General features: G+C 52.6%; 17 protein-coding genes. 8 read left to right on the forward strand and 9 right to left on the reverse strand.

Features of this window, described 5'->3' with window-relative positions:
* The first annotated feature begins 2 nt into the window (after positions 1 to 2).
* From accA to tilS, 4 genes are all read left to right on the forward strand, one after another.
* The gene (accA, locus tag OGV77_RS11070) at positions 3 to 962 is read left to right on the forward strand and encodes an acetyl-CoA carboxylase carboxyl transferase subunit alpha (protein ID WP_043018495.1); all 960 of its coding nucleotides are present in this window, start codon (positions 3 to 5) and stop codon (positions 960 to 962) included.
* Between the two features lie 99 nt (positions 963 to 1061).
* Positions 1062 to 3200: a lysine decarboxylase LdcC gene (ldcC, locus tag OGV77_RS11075; RefSeq protein ID WP_043018496.1), complete on the forward strand. Its 2139-nt coding sequence runs from the start codon at positions 1062 to 1064 to the stop codon at positions 3198 to 3200.
* Between the two features lie 66 nt (positions 3201 to 3266).
* Entirely contained in the window at positions 3267 to 3656 is a 390-nt protein-coding gene (locus OGV77_RS11080) for a VOC family protein (protein WP_043018497.1), read from the forward strand.
* 61 nt (positions 3657 to 3717) lie between these two features.
* Positions 3718 to 5010 (forward strand): tRNA lysidine(34) synthetase TilS, encoded by a 1293-nt coding sequence (gene tilS / locus OGV77_RS11085; RefSeq protein ID WP_286502656.1) that lies wholly within the window; start codon positions 3718 to 3720, stop codon positions 5008 to 5010.
* 53 nt (positions 5011 to 5063) lie between these two features.
* Here the strand turns inward: tilS and rof are convergent, their stop codons facing one another.
* Together rof and OGV77_RS11095 are read right to left on the reverse strand one after the other, a co-directional pair.
* Positions 5064 to 5324: a Rho-binding antiterminator gene (gene rof, locus OGV77_RS11090; RefSeq protein ID WP_003018503.1), complete on the reverse strand. Its 261-nt coding sequence runs from the start codon at positions 5322 to 5324 to the stop codon at positions 5064 to 5066.
* The gene (locus OGV77_RS11095) at positions 5311 to 5511 is read right to left on the reverse strand and encodes a YaeP family protein (protein ID WP_003018499.1); all 201 of its coding nucleotides are present in this window, start codon (positions 5509 to 5511) and stop codon (positions 5311 to 5313) included. The genes rof and OGV77_RS11095 overlap by 14 nt, the downstream gene beginning before the upstream one ends.
* A gap of 188 nt (positions 5512 to 5699) precedes the next feature.
* Between OGV77_RS11095 and OGV77_RS11100 the strand changes: the two genes are divergently transcribed.
* Genes OGV77_RS11100 through nlpE form a run of 3 tightly spaced genes read left to right on the forward strand, consistent with a single transcriptional unit; the run spans position 5700 to position 7396 of the window.
* Positions 5700 to 6245, forward strand: coding sequence for a YaeQ family protein (locus OGV77_RS11100; RefSeq protein ID WP_003018497.1), 546 nt, complete (start codon positions 5700 to 5702; stop codon positions 6243 to 6245).
* Positions 6242 to 6664: an alternative ribosome rescue aminoacyl-tRNA hydrolase ArfB gene (arfB, locus tag OGV77_RS11105; protein WP_047406060.1), complete on the forward strand. Its 423-nt coding sequence runs from the start codon at positions 6242 to 6244 to the stop codon at positions 6662 to 6664. The genes OGV77_RS11100 and arfB overlap by 4 nt, the downstream gene beginning before the upstream one ends.
* 30 nt (positions 6665 to 6694) lie before the next feature.
* Positions 6695 to 7396, forward strand: a complete 702-nt coding sequence (nlpE, locus tag OGV77_RS11110; RefSeq protein WP_087051038.1) for an envelope stress response activation lipoprotein NlpE — start codon at positions 6695 to 6697, stop codon at positions 7394 to 7396.
* Positions 7397 to 7462: 66 nt separating this feature from the next.
* Here the strand turns inward: nlpE and OGV77_RS11115 are convergent, their stop codons facing one another.
* The 7 genes from OGV77_RS11115 to metN form a co-directional block, all read right to left on the reverse strand.
* The gene (locus OGV77_RS11115) at positions 7463 to 8287 is read right to left on the reverse strand and encodes a YaeF family permuted papain-like enzyme (RefSeq protein ID WP_087051039.1); all 825 of its coding nucleotides are present in this window, start codon (positions 8285 to 8287) and stop codon (positions 7463 to 7465) included.
* Between the two features lie 53 nt (positions 8288 to 8340).
* The gene (proS, locus tag OGV77_RS11120) at positions 8341 to 10059 is read right to left on the reverse strand and encodes a proline--tRNA ligase (RefSeq protein ID WP_043018502.1); all 1719 of its coding nucleotides are present in this window, start codon (positions 10057 to 10059) and stop codon (positions 8341 to 8343) included.
* 113 nt (positions 10060 to 10172) lie between these two features.
* Positions 10173 to 10880 (reverse strand): tRNA (N6-threonylcarbamoyladenosine(37)-N6)-methyltransferase TrmO, encoded by a 708-nt coding sequence (tsaA, locus tag OGV77_RS11125; RefSeq protein ID WP_087051040.1) that lies wholly within the window; start codon positions 10878 to 10880, stop codon positions 10173 to 10175.
* Positions 10877 to 11281, reverse strand: coding sequence for an envelope stress sensor lipoprotein RcsF (gene rcsF, locus OGV77_RS11130; RefSeq protein ID WP_043018504.1), 405 nt, complete (start codon positions 11279 to 11281; stop codon positions 10877 to 10879). The genes tsaA and rcsF overlap by 4 nt, the downstream gene beginning before the upstream one ends.
* Positions 11282 to 11397: 116 nt before the next feature.
* Complete coding sequence (gene metQ / locus OGV77_RS11135) at positions 11398 to 12213, reverse strand: methionine ABC transporter substrate-binding lipoprotein MetQ (protein ID WP_006686809.1); 816 nt, start codon at positions 12211 to 12213, stop codon at positions 11398 to 11400.
* A 44-nt stretch (positions 12214 to 12257) separates the two neighbouring features.
* Complete coding sequence (locus tag OGV77_RS11140; protein ID WP_003018471.1) at positions 12258 to 12911, reverse strand: methionine ABC transporter permease MetI; 654 nt, start codon at positions 12909 to 12911, stop codon at positions 12258 to 12260.
* A complete protein-coding gene (gene metN / locus OGV77_RS11145) occupies positions 12904 to 13935 on the reverse strand; it encodes a methionine ABC transporter ATP-binding protein MetN (RefSeq protein WP_043018505.1) in 1032 nt (343 codons plus the stop codon). The genes OGV77_RS11140 and metN overlap by 8 nt, the downstream gene beginning before the upstream one ends.
* 189 nt (positions 13936 to 14124) lie before the next feature.
* Here metN and gmhB point away from each other — a divergent pair, with 189 nt between their 5' ends.
* Entirely contained in the window at positions 14125 to 14691 is a 567-nt protein-coding gene (gmhB, locus tag OGV77_RS11150) for a D-glycero-beta-D-manno-heptose 1,7-bisphosphate 7-phosphatase (RefSeq protein WP_087051041.1), read from the forward strand.
* Positions 14692 to 14836 lie beyond the last annotated feature (145 nt).

Here is a 14836-nt window from a genome sequence, read left to right on the forward strand (position 1 = left end):
CTATGAGTCTGAATTTCCTTGATTTTGAACAGCCGATTGCAGAGCTGGAAGCAAAAATCGATTCTCTGACTGCGGTTAGCCGTCAGGATGAGAAACTGGATATTAACATCGATGAAGAAGTGCATCGTCTGCGTGAAAAAAGCGTAGAACTGACGCGTAAAATCTTCGCCGATCTCGGCGCATGGCAGGTAGCCCAGCTGGCGCGCCATCCACAGCGTCCGTACACCCTGGATTATGTCCGCCTGGCATTTGATGAATTTGATGAGCTGGCGGGCGATCGTGCCTATGCGGATGATAAAGCTATTGTCGGCGGCATCGCGCGTCTGGATGGCCGTCCGGTGATGATTATTGGTCATCAGAAAGGCCGTGAGACCAAAGAAAAAATCCGTCGCAATTTCGGCATGCCAGCGCCGGAAGGCTATCGCAAAGCGCTGCGTCTGATGGAAATGGCCGAGCGTTTCAATATGCCGATCATTACCTTCATCGATACCCCAGGGGCTTACCCGGGCGTGGGCGCGGAAGAGCGTGGTCAGTCTGAAGCGATCGCACGCAACCTGCGTGAAATGTCGCGTCTGAGCGTACCGGTAATCTGCACCGTCATCGGTGAAGGTGGTTCCGGCGGCGCGCTGGCGATCGGCGTAGGCGATAAAGTGAACATGCTGCAATACAGCACCTATTCCGTTATCTCCCCGGAAGGTTGCGCCTCCATTCTGTGGAAAAGCGCCGACAAAGCGCCGCTGGCCGCAGAAGCGATGGGGATTATCGCGCCGCGTCTGAAAGAGCTGAAGCTTATCGACTCTATCATCCCGGAACCGCTGGGCGGCGCGCACCGCAACCCGGAAGTCATGGCTGCGTCCCTGAAGGCACAGCTGCTGGCCGATCTCGCCGACCTCGACGTGTTAGGCAAAGAAGATTTGAAAAACCGTCGTTACCAGCGTCTGATGAGCTACGGTTACGCGTAAACTGCATTAATTCTGAAAAGGGCCACTATGCTGTGGCCCTTTTTTTTACCTGTGGTTTGGCCAGGCTATGATTAACTAAGGTTTTTCCAGGAGGAACGAATGAATATCATTGCCATCATGGGACCGCATGGCGTCTTTTATAAAGATGAGCCCATCAAGGAACTTGAGCGTGCGCTGCAACAGCAGGGGTTTCAGATTATCTGGCCGCAGAACAGCGTCGACCTGCTGAAGTTTATCGAACACAACCCGCGAATTTGCGGCGTCATTTTTGACTGGGATGAATATAGCCTGGAGCTGTGCAGTGATATCAACCAGCTCAACGAGTATCTCCCGCTCTACGCCTTTATTAATACCCATTCGACGATGGATGTCAGCGCGCACGACCTGCGCATGGCGTTGTGGTTTTTTGAGTATGCGCTGGGCCAGTCTGAGGACATTGCCACCCGCATTCGCCAGTATACCAGCGAATACCTCGATAACATCACGCCTCCTTTCACCAAAGCGCTGTTTACCTATGTGAAGGAAGGAAAGTATACCTTCTGCACGCCCGGACACATGGCGGGAACGGCGTATCAGAAAAGCCCGGTCGGCTGCCTGTTCTATGATTTCTTTGGCGGCAATACGCTGAAAGCCGACGTGTCAATTTCTGTGACCGAGCTGGGCTCGTTGCTGGATCATACCGGGCCGCATCTGGAAGCGGAGGAGTATATTGCGCGCACTTTTGGCGCCGAGCAGAGCTATATGGTGACCAACGGCACCTCGACGTCGAACAAGATTGTTGGCATGTACGCCGCGCCTGCAGGCAGTACGCTGCTGATCGACCGCAACTGCCATAAGTCGCTGGCGCATTTGCTGATGATGAACGATGTCGTGCCCATCTGGCTGAAGCCTACGCGTAACGCGCTGGGGATCCTGGGCGGTATACCCCGCCGGGAATTTACCCGCGTAAGTATTGAACGCAAGGTAGAAGAGACCCCTCAGGCGCAATGGCCGGTACATGCGGTGATCACCAACTCCACCTATGACGGCCTGCTGTATAACACCAACTGGATCAAGCAAACCCTGGATGTGCCCTCCATCCATTTTGATTCTGCCTGGGTGCCGTATACCCATTTTCATCCGATCTATCAGGGGAAAAGCGGGATGAGCGGTGAACGGGTACCGGGAAAGGTGATTTTTGAGACCCAGTCCACCCACAAGATGTTGGCGGCGTTGTCACAAGCTTCTCTGATCCACATTAAGGGCGATTACGACGAAGACACGTTCAACGAAGCCTTTATGATGCACACCTCCACGTCTCCGAGCTACCCGATAGTGGCGTCGATAGAAACGGCGGCGGCAATGCTGCGTGGCAATTCAGGCAAGCGGTTAATCAATCGTTCGGTGGAACGAGCACTGCATTTTCGCAAAGAAGTGCAGCGGCTACGCGAAGAATCAGATGGCTGGTTCTTTGATATCTGGCAGCCGGAAAAGGTAGATGAAGCGGAGTGCTGGCCAGTAGCGCCTGGTGAAGACTGGCACGGATTTGTCGATGCTGATGCCGACCACATGTTCCTCGACCCGGTGAAAGTCACGATTCTGACGCCGGGGATGGATGAACAGGGAAATATGAGTGAAGAGGGGATTCCTGCCGCGCTGGTGGCGAAATTCCTTGATGAACGCGGCGTCGTTGTCGAGAAAACAGGACCGTATAATCTGTTATTCCTGTTCAGTATCGGCATTGATAAAACCCGGGCGATGGGGCTGTTGCGCGGCCTGACGGAATTTAAGCGCTCGTACGATCTGAATTTACGCGTGAAAAATATGCTGCCGGATCTGTATGCCGAGGATCCCGATTTCTATCGCAATATGCGTATTCAGGATCTGGCGCAGGGGATCCATAAGCTCATCCGTCAACACGATCTCTCCGGGCTGATGCTGCGGGCATTTGATACCTTGCCGGAGATGAAAATGACGCCGCACCAGGCCTGGCAGCGGCAGATCAAAGGTGAGGTTGAAACCGTCGCGCTTGATCAACTGGTGGGGCGCATTTCCGCTAATATGATCCTGCCTTATCCTCCCGGCGTGCCGCTCCTGATGCCTGGAGAAATGATCACTGCCAATAGCCGCGCTGTACTCGATTTTCTGCTGATGTTGTGTTCAGTGGGCCAGCATTATCCTGGATTTGAAACCGATATTCATGGCGCTAAACTGGGTGAGGACGGCGTGTATCGTGTGAGAGTCTTAAAAATGGCATAACGACTTGCCTGAACCCATTACGCATGAGTAACGTGCTGACAGAAAAACGAAAGAGGCGATGACCCTATGCTGGGATTAAAACAGGTTCACCATATTGCTATCATTGCGACGGACTACGCGGCGAGTAAGGCATTTTACTGCGATGTGCTGGGCTTTACGCTAATCAGCGAAGCCTACCGGGAAGAACGTGACTCGTGGAAAGGCGATCTGGCATTGAACGGTCATTATGTGATTGAGCTTTTTTCTTTTCCGTTTCCACCTTGCCGCCCGAGTCGACCGGAAGCCTGCGGTTTACGCCATCTGGCGTTCAGCGTGGACGACGTGGAAAAAGCGATTGCGCATCTGGAAGCTCACCACGTGAAGTGCGAATCCGTGCGTATCGATCCGTTTACCGGCAAACGCTTTACGTTTTTTAACGATCCTGACGGATTACCGCTCGAACTGTACGAGCTGTAAGGCTTGTCATTGTGGCGTTAGCCCGGTAACGTGCCGGGCAATGCCCTTGTAAGTAACCATCATGACGACACTCACGCTGAACACTTCACTGCTGAATTCTCAATCGATTCTGGTCGCCTTTAGCGGCGGGCTGGACTCTACCGTACTGCTGCATCAACTGGTGCTGTGGCGAGCGCAAAATCCTGAGCTCGCTTTACGCGCAATCCATATTCATCACGGATTAAGCCCGCAGGCAGACAGTTGGGTGCAGCACTGTGAGTCGGTATGTGCGCAGTGGCAGGTGCCGCTGGTGGTTGAACGAGTCCATCTTGAGGATGATGGTCTGGGCATCGAAGCTCAGGCGCGACGCGCGCGCTATCAGGCATTTGCACAGACCTTACTACCGGGCGAGGTGCTGATGACCGCCCAGCATCTCAATGACCAGTGTGAAACCTTTCTGCTGGCGCTTAAGCGCGGCAGCGGTCCTGCCGGACTTTCTGCCATGGGCGAAAACTCACCGTTCGCCGGAACCCAACTGATTCGACCGTTGCTGGCGCAAACGCGAGAGGCGCTTGAAACATGGGCGCGGCAGCATGAATTATGCTGGATCGAAGATGAAAGTAATCAGGATGATGCCTACGATCGCAATTTCCTGCGTCTGCGCGTTATCCCGCAACTGCAACAGCGCTGGCCGCACTTCGCGCAAGCCGTTGCCCGCAGCGCCGCGCTGTGCGCCGAGCAGGAAAGTTTACTGGATGAACTGCTGGCCAACGATTTAGCGCAATGTGTGACTGTCCAGGGCACACTGTTACTGACGCCGTTAATGACAATGAGCGGCGTACGGCGTGCCGCTCTGCTTCGTCGCTGGCTGGCGGGGTTAAATGCACCGATGCCTTCCCGTGATGGACTGGAACGTATCTGGCAGGAAGTGGCGCTGGCGCGGGAAGATGCTTCTCCCTGTTTTCGACTTGGAGAATACGAGGTCCGTCGCTATCAGTCACAGCTATGGTGGGTCAAACCGGTCGATGGGCAAAGTGAAACCGTCATCCCGTGGCCATGCTGGGAAACGCCGTTGACGCTGCCAGTTGGGTTAGGCTCTGTGCAGCTCATCTCTGCTGGTGAATTGCGTATGCCACAAGCGGATGAAGCCGTCAGCATTCGTTTTAAAGCGCCAGGCGTATTGCATATTGTCGGGCGTAACGGTGGACGTAAATTAAAGAAAATCTGGCAGGAGCAGGGGATCCCACCCTGGCGTCGAGATACCACGCCGCTGTTGTTTTATGGCGAAACGCTGATAGCGGCTGCGGGTGTTTTTGTGACGCGTGAGGGTATAGCGGAAGATGGGGCTGGTGTGAGTCTGGTTTGGCATGCCTGATGGCGCTGCGCTTATCAGGCCTGGTCATTTAGGCCTGATAAGGTACAAGAAAATTAAGATTCGCTGACCACCACGGTACCGATTTGCGGGTGGCTGAAGCTGGCAATTTTGTCGAGACGAAGCTCCCGGGTTTCACCCGCGACATCGGCGACCAGATATTCCACGTTTTTACGCGAAACCAGGTCATTCGCTTTCGCCTGCAAAACTTCGCCATCTTTTAGCGCCAGCGTCAGTAACAAATGGTGCTGGCAGGCGAGTTCAAGATTGTCGTAATCATCGCAGTTGATGGGTTGATACGTTTCATTCATTGACATAATCGCTCACCAGTAAGTTCGCGGCAGCATACGCCGCTTTTTCCCTGACCGACTCTGGAAGGGCGCTGTCTGCCGCCACTTCATTAAGCACCTTCAATACGCAACCCAGCGCATCCGGGATATACCCTAAGTCTCCGCTGGCGATTTCCGCGTACCGCTTGCGTATTAACTCACAATATTTTTCCACATGCCCTCCTGTCAGCATTCTGACTTAACCGTGGATGCAAGTCTAAGCCTACGAAGATAAACTCTGTTTAGCAAGGTGACTATACCATACTCATTCAAGCAATATCAGCGCCTTGATAGAGGAGCAGTTAGCAGCCTTTTGCCGCAGTTTTCGCTACAATGTGCGCCTGATTCGAAAGGAGTTCTCTCATGGCGCTTAAAGCGACAATTTATAAAGCCGTTGTCAACGTAGCGGATCTCGACCGCAACCAGTTCCTTGACGCGGCCTTGACGCTGGCGCGTCACCCCTCTGAAACCCAGGAGCGCATGATGCTGCGCCTGCTGGCATGGATTAAATATGCCGATGAACGGCTGCAGTTCACGCGTGGCCTGAGCGCGGAAGACGAGCCTGAAGCATGGCTGCGTAACGACCATCTGGGCATTGATCTCTGGATTGAGCTGGGTTTGCCGGATGAGCGCCGTATTAAAAAAGCCTGTACCCAGTCTGGTGAGGTTGCCCTGTTTGCTTACAACAGCCGTGCGGCCCAGATCTGGTGGCAGCAAAACCAGAACAAGTGCGCGCAGTTTAAAAATCTGACCGTGTGGTATCTGGATGATGAACAACTGGCGCAACTGAGTGATTTTGCTGGTCGTACAATGGCGCTGCAGGCGACTATCCAGGACGGCGCTATCTGGTTGTCTGACTCTCAGAACAATCTGGAAATTCATCTGACCGCGTGGCAGCCGCGTTCATGATTGTTATCTCCCGAAACGTCTCTATCCCTGACAATGAGCTGGAAATCACGGCGATTCGGGCGCAGGGCGCGGGCGGTCAGCACGTTAACAAGACCTCGACGGCTATCCATTTGCGCTTTGACATTCGGGCCTCTGGCCTGCCAGAGTATTATAAGGAACGACTGCTTGCCGCCAGCCATCATCTGATTAGCGGTGATGGCGTGATTATCATTAAGGCACAGGAATACCGTAGCCAGGAGCTTAATCGGGAAGCGGCAATCGCCCGACTGGTCGCGGTAATAAAAGAATTAACCGCAGTGCAAAAAAGCCGACAGGCAACTCGCCCTACGCGCGCCTCGAAAGAGCGCAGGTTGTCATCGAAGGCGCAAAAGTCCACAGTGAAAGCACTGCGCGGGAGAGTTCGTCGAACACAAGACTGACGAGCAGGAATAAAAATTTATAAGGAATTCATAGTGAAAACAGCAATATTGTCCGTAGTCGCTGCATGTACGCTTTTTTCCTTGATCGGCTGTAACAACCGTACTGAAGTCGAAGTACTACAGCCGACGCGGGCGGCAGAATTAAAACCGATGCAGCAAAGCTGGCGTGGCATTTTGCCTTGCGCGGACTGCGAAGGAATTGAAACTTCTCTGTTCCTGGAAAAAGACGGCACATGGGTGATGAACGAACGCTATCAGGGCGTGCGGGATGAACCGTCCTCTTTTGCCTCTTATGGTACATGGGCGCGCACTGCCGACAAACTGGTGCTGACTGACAGTAAAGGTGAAAAGTCGTACTACCGGGCAAAAGGTGAAGCGCTGGAGATGCTCGATCGTGAAGGTAACCCGATTGAGTCACAGTTCAACTACACGCTCCAGCCGGTTTCCGCCAGCTTACCGGTGACGCCAATGCCGATGCGGGGGATGTATTTCTATATGGCGGATGCCGCAATCTTTACCGACTGCACAACGGGTAAGCGTGTTTCTGTCGCGAACAATGCACAACTGGAGCGAGATTATCTGGTTGCGCGTGGCGCAACGGATAAGGCGGTGCTGCTCACGGTGGAAGGGCACTTCACGATGGAAGCAAATCCGGATACGGGCGCGCCCGTGAAAACGTTAATAGCGGATAAAGAAATTAAGTTTATCCCTGGGCAGAGTTGCGAAAATTAATCTGTCGCTTTTAAAAACTGTCCGGTGATTTCCCGGACAGTTTTCCTGTTTTCGGCTGATAAGGTTTTATCGGATCAATCCAACAAAACGACTCGTTTTGATATAAATACCTAACTTCAGGTGGCCGACATACTGCAGCTTCGTTTCAGACTTAAACGCGGAAATGTCGCCTTCGCGCATATGCATCAGGTCGGAAGGGCTAATCCAACCCGACTGCGCCATCGTTAGCGGGTGCCCGGCTTTGGCAAACGCATCAGTCACGAATTCGGAGCAAAACCACGCCTTCTTTTCTCCCTCGCTGGCATTGCTCAGTTGTGCTTTCGCCAGTCCACTGACGCACTGCTGGCGAAAATCCTCTGAGAAAGGATTTAACGAACATATTTGCCTGGTCATCATAAACGGAATAAATTCTGCGATGCCGCGATAGTTATAGCCGCTGTCCTTGATTTTATAGGTAAATATTTTGATTTCTTCGGCCTGCAGTGGAGTGAGGTCGGGGACCCTCAGGGCAAAAAGCTTATCGCTGTGCTTTTCCACCTGCTCAAGAGAAACGATTTGCACGCCCGCCCCGGTTGCTTCTGCAACTTCATTATTACCCAGGTAAACGGCAACATGGCTGACAGAAGAAGTACTGAACGCGCGGATACTGAATGAGGTAACCCCAAGGCTAGAAGAAAATAACAGATCGCCAGGCTTGAGTTCGGTATCTGTAATCTCATGCAATGCCTTAGCAGTAAAGGAGCTTTGTCGCTGGAATTTTATCGCCCATTTTTTTGCCTGGGCATCGACGGCGGTTGCAGATGAATTCTGTTGACTGACGTCAAGCGTGCAGGCTGAAAGCAGAAAAAAGAAGGGGAAGAGCAGGCGATAATACGCCGCTGGTTTAGCCATTTTATACAATCCATGTAAAAAAAGGCCCTGATAATCAGGGCCTTTTGTCGGTATTAGCCTTTAATGGCTTTGACCAGGAAGTCGACGATGTCGCCGGTTTTAATCAGCTCTTTCTCGCCGTTACGACGGTATTTGTATTCGATATCGTCGTTGTCGAGGTTACGGTCGCCCAGCACGATAGTGTGTGGAATACCGATCAGTTCCATATCGGCAAACATCACGCCCGGACGCTCTTTACGATCGTCCATCAGTACTTCAATACCCTGCGCGCGCAGCTCGGCGTACAGCTTCTCAGCCAGCTCCTGCACACGGTAGGACTTGTGCATGTTCATTGGCAGAATCGCCACCTGGAACGGGGCGATAGCGTCTGGCCATACAATGCCGCGATCGTCAAAGTTTTGCTCAATAGCGGCAGCTACCACGCGAGTAACCCCGATACCGTAGCAGCCCATGGTCAGCGTTTGGTTACGACCATCTTCGCCCTGAACGGCGGCTTTCATCGCTTCAGAGTACTTGGTCCCCAGCTGGAAGATGTGGCCCACTTCGATACCGCGTTTGATCATCAGCGTACCTTTGCCATCCGGGCTTGGGTCTCCGGCGACGACGTTACGAATATCAGCAACTTCTGGCGTAGCCACGTCGCGATCCCAGTTGATACCGAAATAGTGTTTACCGTCGATGTTGGCACCGGCGGCAAAATCACTCATTACCGCAACGGTACGGTCGATAACCACAGGAATCGGCATGTTCACTGGCCCCAGCGATCCTGGACCTGCTTTTACCAGCGCACGAATTTCTTCTTCGGTGGCGAAGGTCAGCGGGCTGGCAACCTGCGGCAGTTTTTCCGCTTTGACTTCGTTCAGCTCGTGATCGCCACGAACCAGCAACGCAACCAGCGGGTAGCTGCTGCCTTCAACCGCTTTCACCAGCAGGGTTTTCACGGTTTTTTCGATAGGCAGGTTGAACTGCTCAACCAACTCGGCGATGGTTTTAGCGTTCGGCGTATCGACCAGCGTCATTTCCTGGGTTGCTGCCGCACGCGGCTCTTTCGGCGCCACGGCTTCGGCGAATTCGATGTTTGCTGCATAGTCGGAGGAGTCGGAGAAGATCACATCGTCTTCACCGCTCTGCGCCAGCACCTGGAATTCGTGAGAGGCGCTGCCGCCGATAGAACCGGTATCCGCTTGTACCGCACGGAAATCAAGACCCATACGGCTGAAGATTTTGCTGTACGCGGCGTACATCGCGTCGTAGGTTTCCTGCAGGGATTCCTGAGAGGTGTGGAAAGAGTAGGCATCTTTCATCAGGAATTCGCGGGAACGCATCACGCCGAAGCGCGGACGGACTTCGTCACGGAATTTGGTCTGGATCTGATAGAAGTTCAGCGGCAGCTGTTTGTAGGAGCTCAGCTCGTTACGGATCAGATCTGTGATCACTTCTTCATGCGTTGGGCCGAGTACGAACGGACGATCGCCACGGTCAGCAATACGCAGCAGTTCCGGACCATATTGTTCCCAACGGCCGCTCTCTTCCCACAGTTCAGAAGGCTGAACGACCGGCATCAACACCTCGATCGCACCGGCGTTATTCATCTCTTCACGCACGATGTTTTCGACTTTTTTCAGGACGCGCACGCCGGTCGGCAGCCAGGTATATAACCCGGAGGCCAGCTTGCGGATCATCCCGGCGCGCAGCATCAGCTGGTGGCTGATGACCTCGGCGTCGGCAGGTGTCTCCTTCAGAGTGGAGAGCAAATATTGGCTAGTACGCATGTTGTTACGGTTCCAGTTGAACGATCGAACAGGCTCAAAATGAGCCTGGCACAAAACAAAAGTGGTTTAGTTTACCAGCGAGAAAGGGATGTCAAAAGAGTAGGCGACGCAAATTAGCGGGCTTCCAGCGCAAAGACCTCAAATCCTGACGGCGTGACGCGCCAGCGAACGTTAAAGTCCAGCAGCCAGACGGCGTAGGTTTTGCCTTCTTCCTCGTTTTTACGGTAGGCAGGGCGTGGATCCTGCGCCAGCACTTCGGCAATAAACTGACGAAGATGCGGGTAACGTTGTTCGAGCTTTAATAGCTGCTCAGTGAGCTCTTTACTGAACGTCACATCTACACTGGCCTGCGGCGCGTTCTGAGCATAGCTGGCGCGAGCATCAGGCAGCGATTCGGCAAACGGCAGATACGGTTTTATATCCACTACCGGCGTGCCATCAACAAGATCCAGCCCGCCAAGCTCGAGGATGACGTGCTCTTTATGGCAGCGAATGCCCCGCAGCTCAACCAATGACATGCCAACAGGGTTAGGACGAAACGTTGAACGCGTGGCGAAAACACCCATTCTGGCGTTGCCGCCAAGACGGGGAGGGCGCACGGTTGGACGCCATCCACCTTCCATCGTCTGGTGAAAAACAAAAATCACCCACAAATGGCTGAAGGCTTCCAGGCCGCGAACGGCATCGGCCTGGTTATAAGGTGCGAGCAAATGCAGTTCACCGCTGGCGCTTTTCACCAGACCTGGCTGGCGTGGCACGGCGAACTTTTCTTTATAGGGTGAGCGGATAACGCCTATTTGCTCGAACTGAAAATGGCTCATTTCGCCGAAATGTTCAGTGCAGAACCGATGCAAACCGCCTGGCGATAGCAACCCGGCGTTCCGCTGGTCACTTCGCAACTGTGCAGCAATACCGCATTCGCTTTCATTTTAGAGGCGTTAATCTGCATGCGTTTGCGTGCGGTTGGAATGCTCGGAGGGGAATCCTGGTTGGATGCCTGGCAGGATTCGCCGCTAACTTCGCCGAGATCGCGGAACGGTTTACCCACTAAATCTTCAGCGTTAGTAATGATTCTTACCGGCGTCGCGCGCGGTGCTTTTGGTTTTTCCGGCTCCGCTTTAGGCGGGGTAGCGGTGCTTTGAACGGGTTCAACAGGGGATCTGCTTAACATAGAACAGCCGCTCAGCATGAGTGCTACTAAACAGATCGGTAAAGCACGCATAATATTTCCTCAATGAATGATCTAAACGTCAGATATTGAATCAGGTGCTTGCATAAATGACAAGACGGGCAAGCGCCCGTCCTGATGATATTACAGATTCTGTAAACAGCCTAAAATTACCAGCCCTTAACAGCACCGCCGTTGAAGACTTTGTTTGCTGCTTCGTACACTTCATCAGACTGGTATGCCTGAACGAATTTCTTCACGTTCTCAGCATCTTTATTGTCTTCACGAGTCACGATCAGGTTTACGTACGGAGAATCTTTATCTTCAACAAAGATACCGTCTTTTGCCGGGGTCAGGCCGATCTGGCTGGCGTAGGTGGTGTTGATGACCGCCAGTGCGATTTGCGCATCGTCCAGAGAACGCGGCAGCTGCGGCGCTTCCAGTTCAACCAGCTTCAGGTTTTTCGGGTTTTCAATCACGTCCAGTGCGGTCGGCAGCAGGCCAACACCGTCTTTCAGTTTGATTAAGCCCACTTTTTGCAGCAGCAGTAAGGAACGGCCAAGGTTAGTCGGGTCGTTTGGAATCGCGACCTGAGAACCTTCCTGCAGCTCATCCAATGATTTGATTTTTTTGGAGTAACCCGCAATCGGGTAAACAAAAGTATTACCTGCGGCAACCAGTTTGTAACCGCGATCTTTGATCTGCTGATCCAGGTACGGTTTGTGCTGGAAGGCGTTAGCATCGATATCGCCTTTGCTCAGCGCTTCGTTAGGCAGAACGTAATCGTTAAACGTGACCAGCTCAACGTCCAGACCGTATTTTTCTTTAGCCACTTTCTGCGCGACTTCTGCAACCTGCTGCTCTGCGCCAACAATAACGCCCACTTTGATGTGGTTAGGATCTTTTTCATCCTGACCGCAACCCACAAGTGCCAGAGAACCGATCAGGGCTCCAACTGCCGCAAAGGTTTTGAATTTGAACGCCATGCTTATTTCCTTTTCTTAATGAGTTTTTAGTGTTGTGTGCAACGTTATTTGTGCGTGACAGCCCGAACGATGCGATCGCCGGATAACTGAATTAAATAAACCAGAACGACGAGCAATACCAGTACTGTATTCATTACGGTAGCGTTGTAACCAATATAGCCGTACTGATAACCAATCTGTCCAAGACCACCTGCACCGACGGCACCGCCCATCGCCGAGTAACCAACCAGCGTAATGAGGGTGATGGTGGCCGCATTGACCAGTCCTGGCAGTGCTTCTGGCAGTAATACCTTACGCACAATCTGCAGCGGAGTAGCGCCCATTGCACGCGAGGCTTCAATCAGCCCGGTCGGGATTTCGAGCAGCGCGTTTTCCACCATACGGGCGATAAAAGGCGCGGCGCCAACGGTCAGCGGGACGATAGCGGCCTGCAGCCCGATAGAGGTACCCACGATCATGCGGGTGAACGGAATCATCCACACCAGCAAGATGATAAATGGGATGGAACGGAAAATGTTCACTAGCGCAGAGAGCGTACGATAGAGCTTCGCGTTCTCAATGATTTGCCCAGGGCGGGTTACGTACAGCAACACGCCAACCGGCAGGCCAATCACAAAGCCAAAAAAACCGGACACAAAGGTCATTGCCAGCGTTTCCCATACGCCGCGAACCAGCAGCCACATCATCGGCTCAGACATAACCCAGTACCTCTACTTTTACATGGTGTTCCTGCAACCAGTTAATGGCCGCTTGTGTATCTTCTTGTGTGCCGTGCATTTCAGTCAGCATGATGCCGAACTTCACGCCGCCGGCATAATCCATCTGCGCACTAATAATGTTGTTATTCACATTAAAGCGACGGGCCGTCTCAGAGAGTAATGGTGCATCGACCGAATGACCGGTGAATTCCATACGCAGCATCGGCACGCTGTCGGCTTCCGGCTCCGCTTTTAAACGTTCCAGATAATCTTCCGGAATATCCAGGTGCAGCGTGGACTGGATAAATTTCTGTGCCAGCGGCGTTTTCGGGTGTGAGAACACTTCGCTGACGGTGTCCTGCTCAATCAGTTCACCATTACTGATGACCGCCACGCAGTCACAAATACGTTTTACAACGTCCATCTCGTGGGTAATCAGCAGAATGGTGAGTCCCAGGCGACGGTTAATGTCTTTCAATAATTCCAGAATCGAACGGGTTGTTGCCGGATCGAGTGCGCTGGTAGCTTCATCGCACAGCAGCACCTTGGGATTACTTGCCAACGCACGGGCGATCGCCACACGTTGTTTTTGTCCACCGGAAAGGTTGGCCGGATAGCTATCGTGCTTGTCGCCAAGACCGACTAAATCAAGCAACTCTGTTACACGGCGTTTGATCTCTTCCTTTGGCGTGTTATCCAGTTCCAGCGGCAGCGCGACGTTGCCAAACACGGTACGGGAAGATAGCAGGTTAAAGTGCTGGAAAATCATGCCGATTTGACGGCGAGCTTTAGTCAGTTCTGACTCAGAAAGCGTCGTCAGCTCCTGACCGCCAACCTGAACGCTGCCTTCGGTAGGGCGTTCAAGTAAGTTAACGCAGCGGATGAGCGTACTTTTACCGGCACCCGAGGCGCCAATGACGCCATAAATCTGCCCGGCAGGAACGTGCAGGCTGACGTTATTAAGCGCCTGAATGGTGCGAGTCCCCTGCAGGAACACTTTGGTGATATTCGAAAGTTTAATCATTGGTTATTTATTATCGTAATTAAGTTAGCCGTGGCATTTTCGTCTGTCTGGTACGGTCGAAGCCGTCAACAAGATGGATGTTAAGGCATCCAGACGTCTAAATCAATCTAGCTTTGCACGATGAGCACTTTCTTGCCCGCCGAAACATGCGATACTAGAGCCACATGCCTTATTCAGGAGCTATAAAAGGTGGCAAAATCTGTACCCGCAATTTTTCTCGACCGTGACGGCACCATTAATGTGGACCATGGTTACGTACATGAGATTGACGAGTTCGAGTTTATCGACGGCGTTATTGATGCCATGCGTGAACTTAAAAGCATGGGTTACGCACTGATCGTCGTGACCAACCAGTCTGGTATCGCTCGCGGTAAATTTACTGAGGCACAGTTTGAAACGTTGACCGAATGGATGGACTGGTCGCTGGCGGATCGCGACGTTGATCTGGATGGTATCTACTATTGCCCACATCATCCGCAAGGAACTATAGAAGAATATCGTCAGGTCTGCGACTGCCGTAAACCGCATCCTGGAATGTTGATCTCCGCCCGAGACTTCCTGCACATCGATATGGCCGCTTCTTATATGGTAGGCGACAAAATAGAAGATATGCAGGCGGCGGCGGCTGCGAATGTTGGCACTAGGGTACTGGTGCGCACGGGTAAACCTGTTACCCCGGAAGCAGAAAATGCGGCAGATTTGGTCATAAACAGTCTGGCAGACTTGCCAATGGCAATAAAAAAGCAGCAAAAGTAAGCGTAATGGATAAAAGGTGAGCGGTTGAAACAAAAATGCATTTTTCCGCTTGTCTTCCTGAGTCGACTCCCTATAATGCGCCTCCATCGACACGGCGGATGTGAATCACTTCACACAAACAGCCGGTTGATTGAAGAGAAAAATT

This window comes from Citrobacter sp. Ce129 (genome assembly GCF_030334545.1).
Lineage (GTDB): Bacteria > Pseudomonadota > Gammaproteobacteria > Enterobacterales > Enterobacteriaceae > Citrobacter > Citrobacter europaeus.

Bases quoted from the DNA above. Each gene is read 5' to 3' on its own strand.
- OGV77_RS11140 (WP_003018471.1), bottom strand. From the start codon at position 12,911: ATGTCTGAGCCGATGATGTGGCTGCTGGTTCGCGGCGTATGGGAAACG.
- proS (WP_043018502.1), bottom strand. From the start codon at position 10,059: ATGCGTACTAGCCAATATTTGCTCTCCACTCTGAAGGAGACACCTGCC.
- tilS (WP_286502656.1), top strand. From the start codon at position 3,718: ATGACGACACTCACGCTGAACACTTCACTGCTGAATTCTCAATCGATT.
- OGV77_RS11115 (WP_087051039.1), bottom strand. From the start codon at position 8,287: ATGGCTAAACCAGCGGCGTATTATCGCCTGCTCTTCCCCTTCTTTTTT.
- accA (WP_043018495.1), top strand. From the start codon at position 3: ATGAGTCTGAATTTCCTTGATTTTGAACAGCCGATTGCAGAGCTGGAA.
- metQ (WP_006686809.1), bottom strand. From the start codon at position 12,213: ATGGCGTTCAAATTCAAAACCTTTGCGGCAGTTGGAGCCCTGATCGGT.
- rcsF (WP_043018504.1), bottom strand. From the start codon at position 11,281: ATGCGTGCTTTACCGATCTGTTTAGTAGCACTCATGCTGAGCGGCTGT.
- OGV77_RS11080 (WP_043018497.1), top strand. From the start codon at position 3,267: ATGCTGGGATTAAAACAGGTTCACCATATTGCTATCATTGCGACGGAC.
- rof (WP_003018503.1), bottom strand. From the start codon at position 5,324: ATGTCAATGAATGAAACGTATCAACCCATCAACTGCGATGATTACGAC.
- ldcC (WP_043018496.1), top strand. From the start codon at position 1,062: ATGAATATCATTGCCATCATGGGACCGCATGGCGTCTTTTATAAAGAT.
- arfB (WP_047406060.1), top strand. From the start codon at position 6,242: ATGATTGTTATCTCCCGAAACGTCTCTATCCCTGACAATGAGCTGGAA.
- tsaA (WP_087051040.1), bottom strand. From the start codon at position 10,880: ATGAGCCATTTTCAGTTCGAGCAAATAGGCGTTATCCGCTCACCCTAT.
- metN (WP_043018505.1), bottom strand. From the start codon at position 13,935: ATGATTAAACTTTCGAATATCACCAAAGTGTTCCTGCAGGGGACTCGC.
- OGV77_RS11100 (WP_003018497.1), top strand. From the start codon at position 5,700: ATGGCGCTTAAAGCGACAATTTATAAAGCCGTTGTCAACGTAGCGGAT.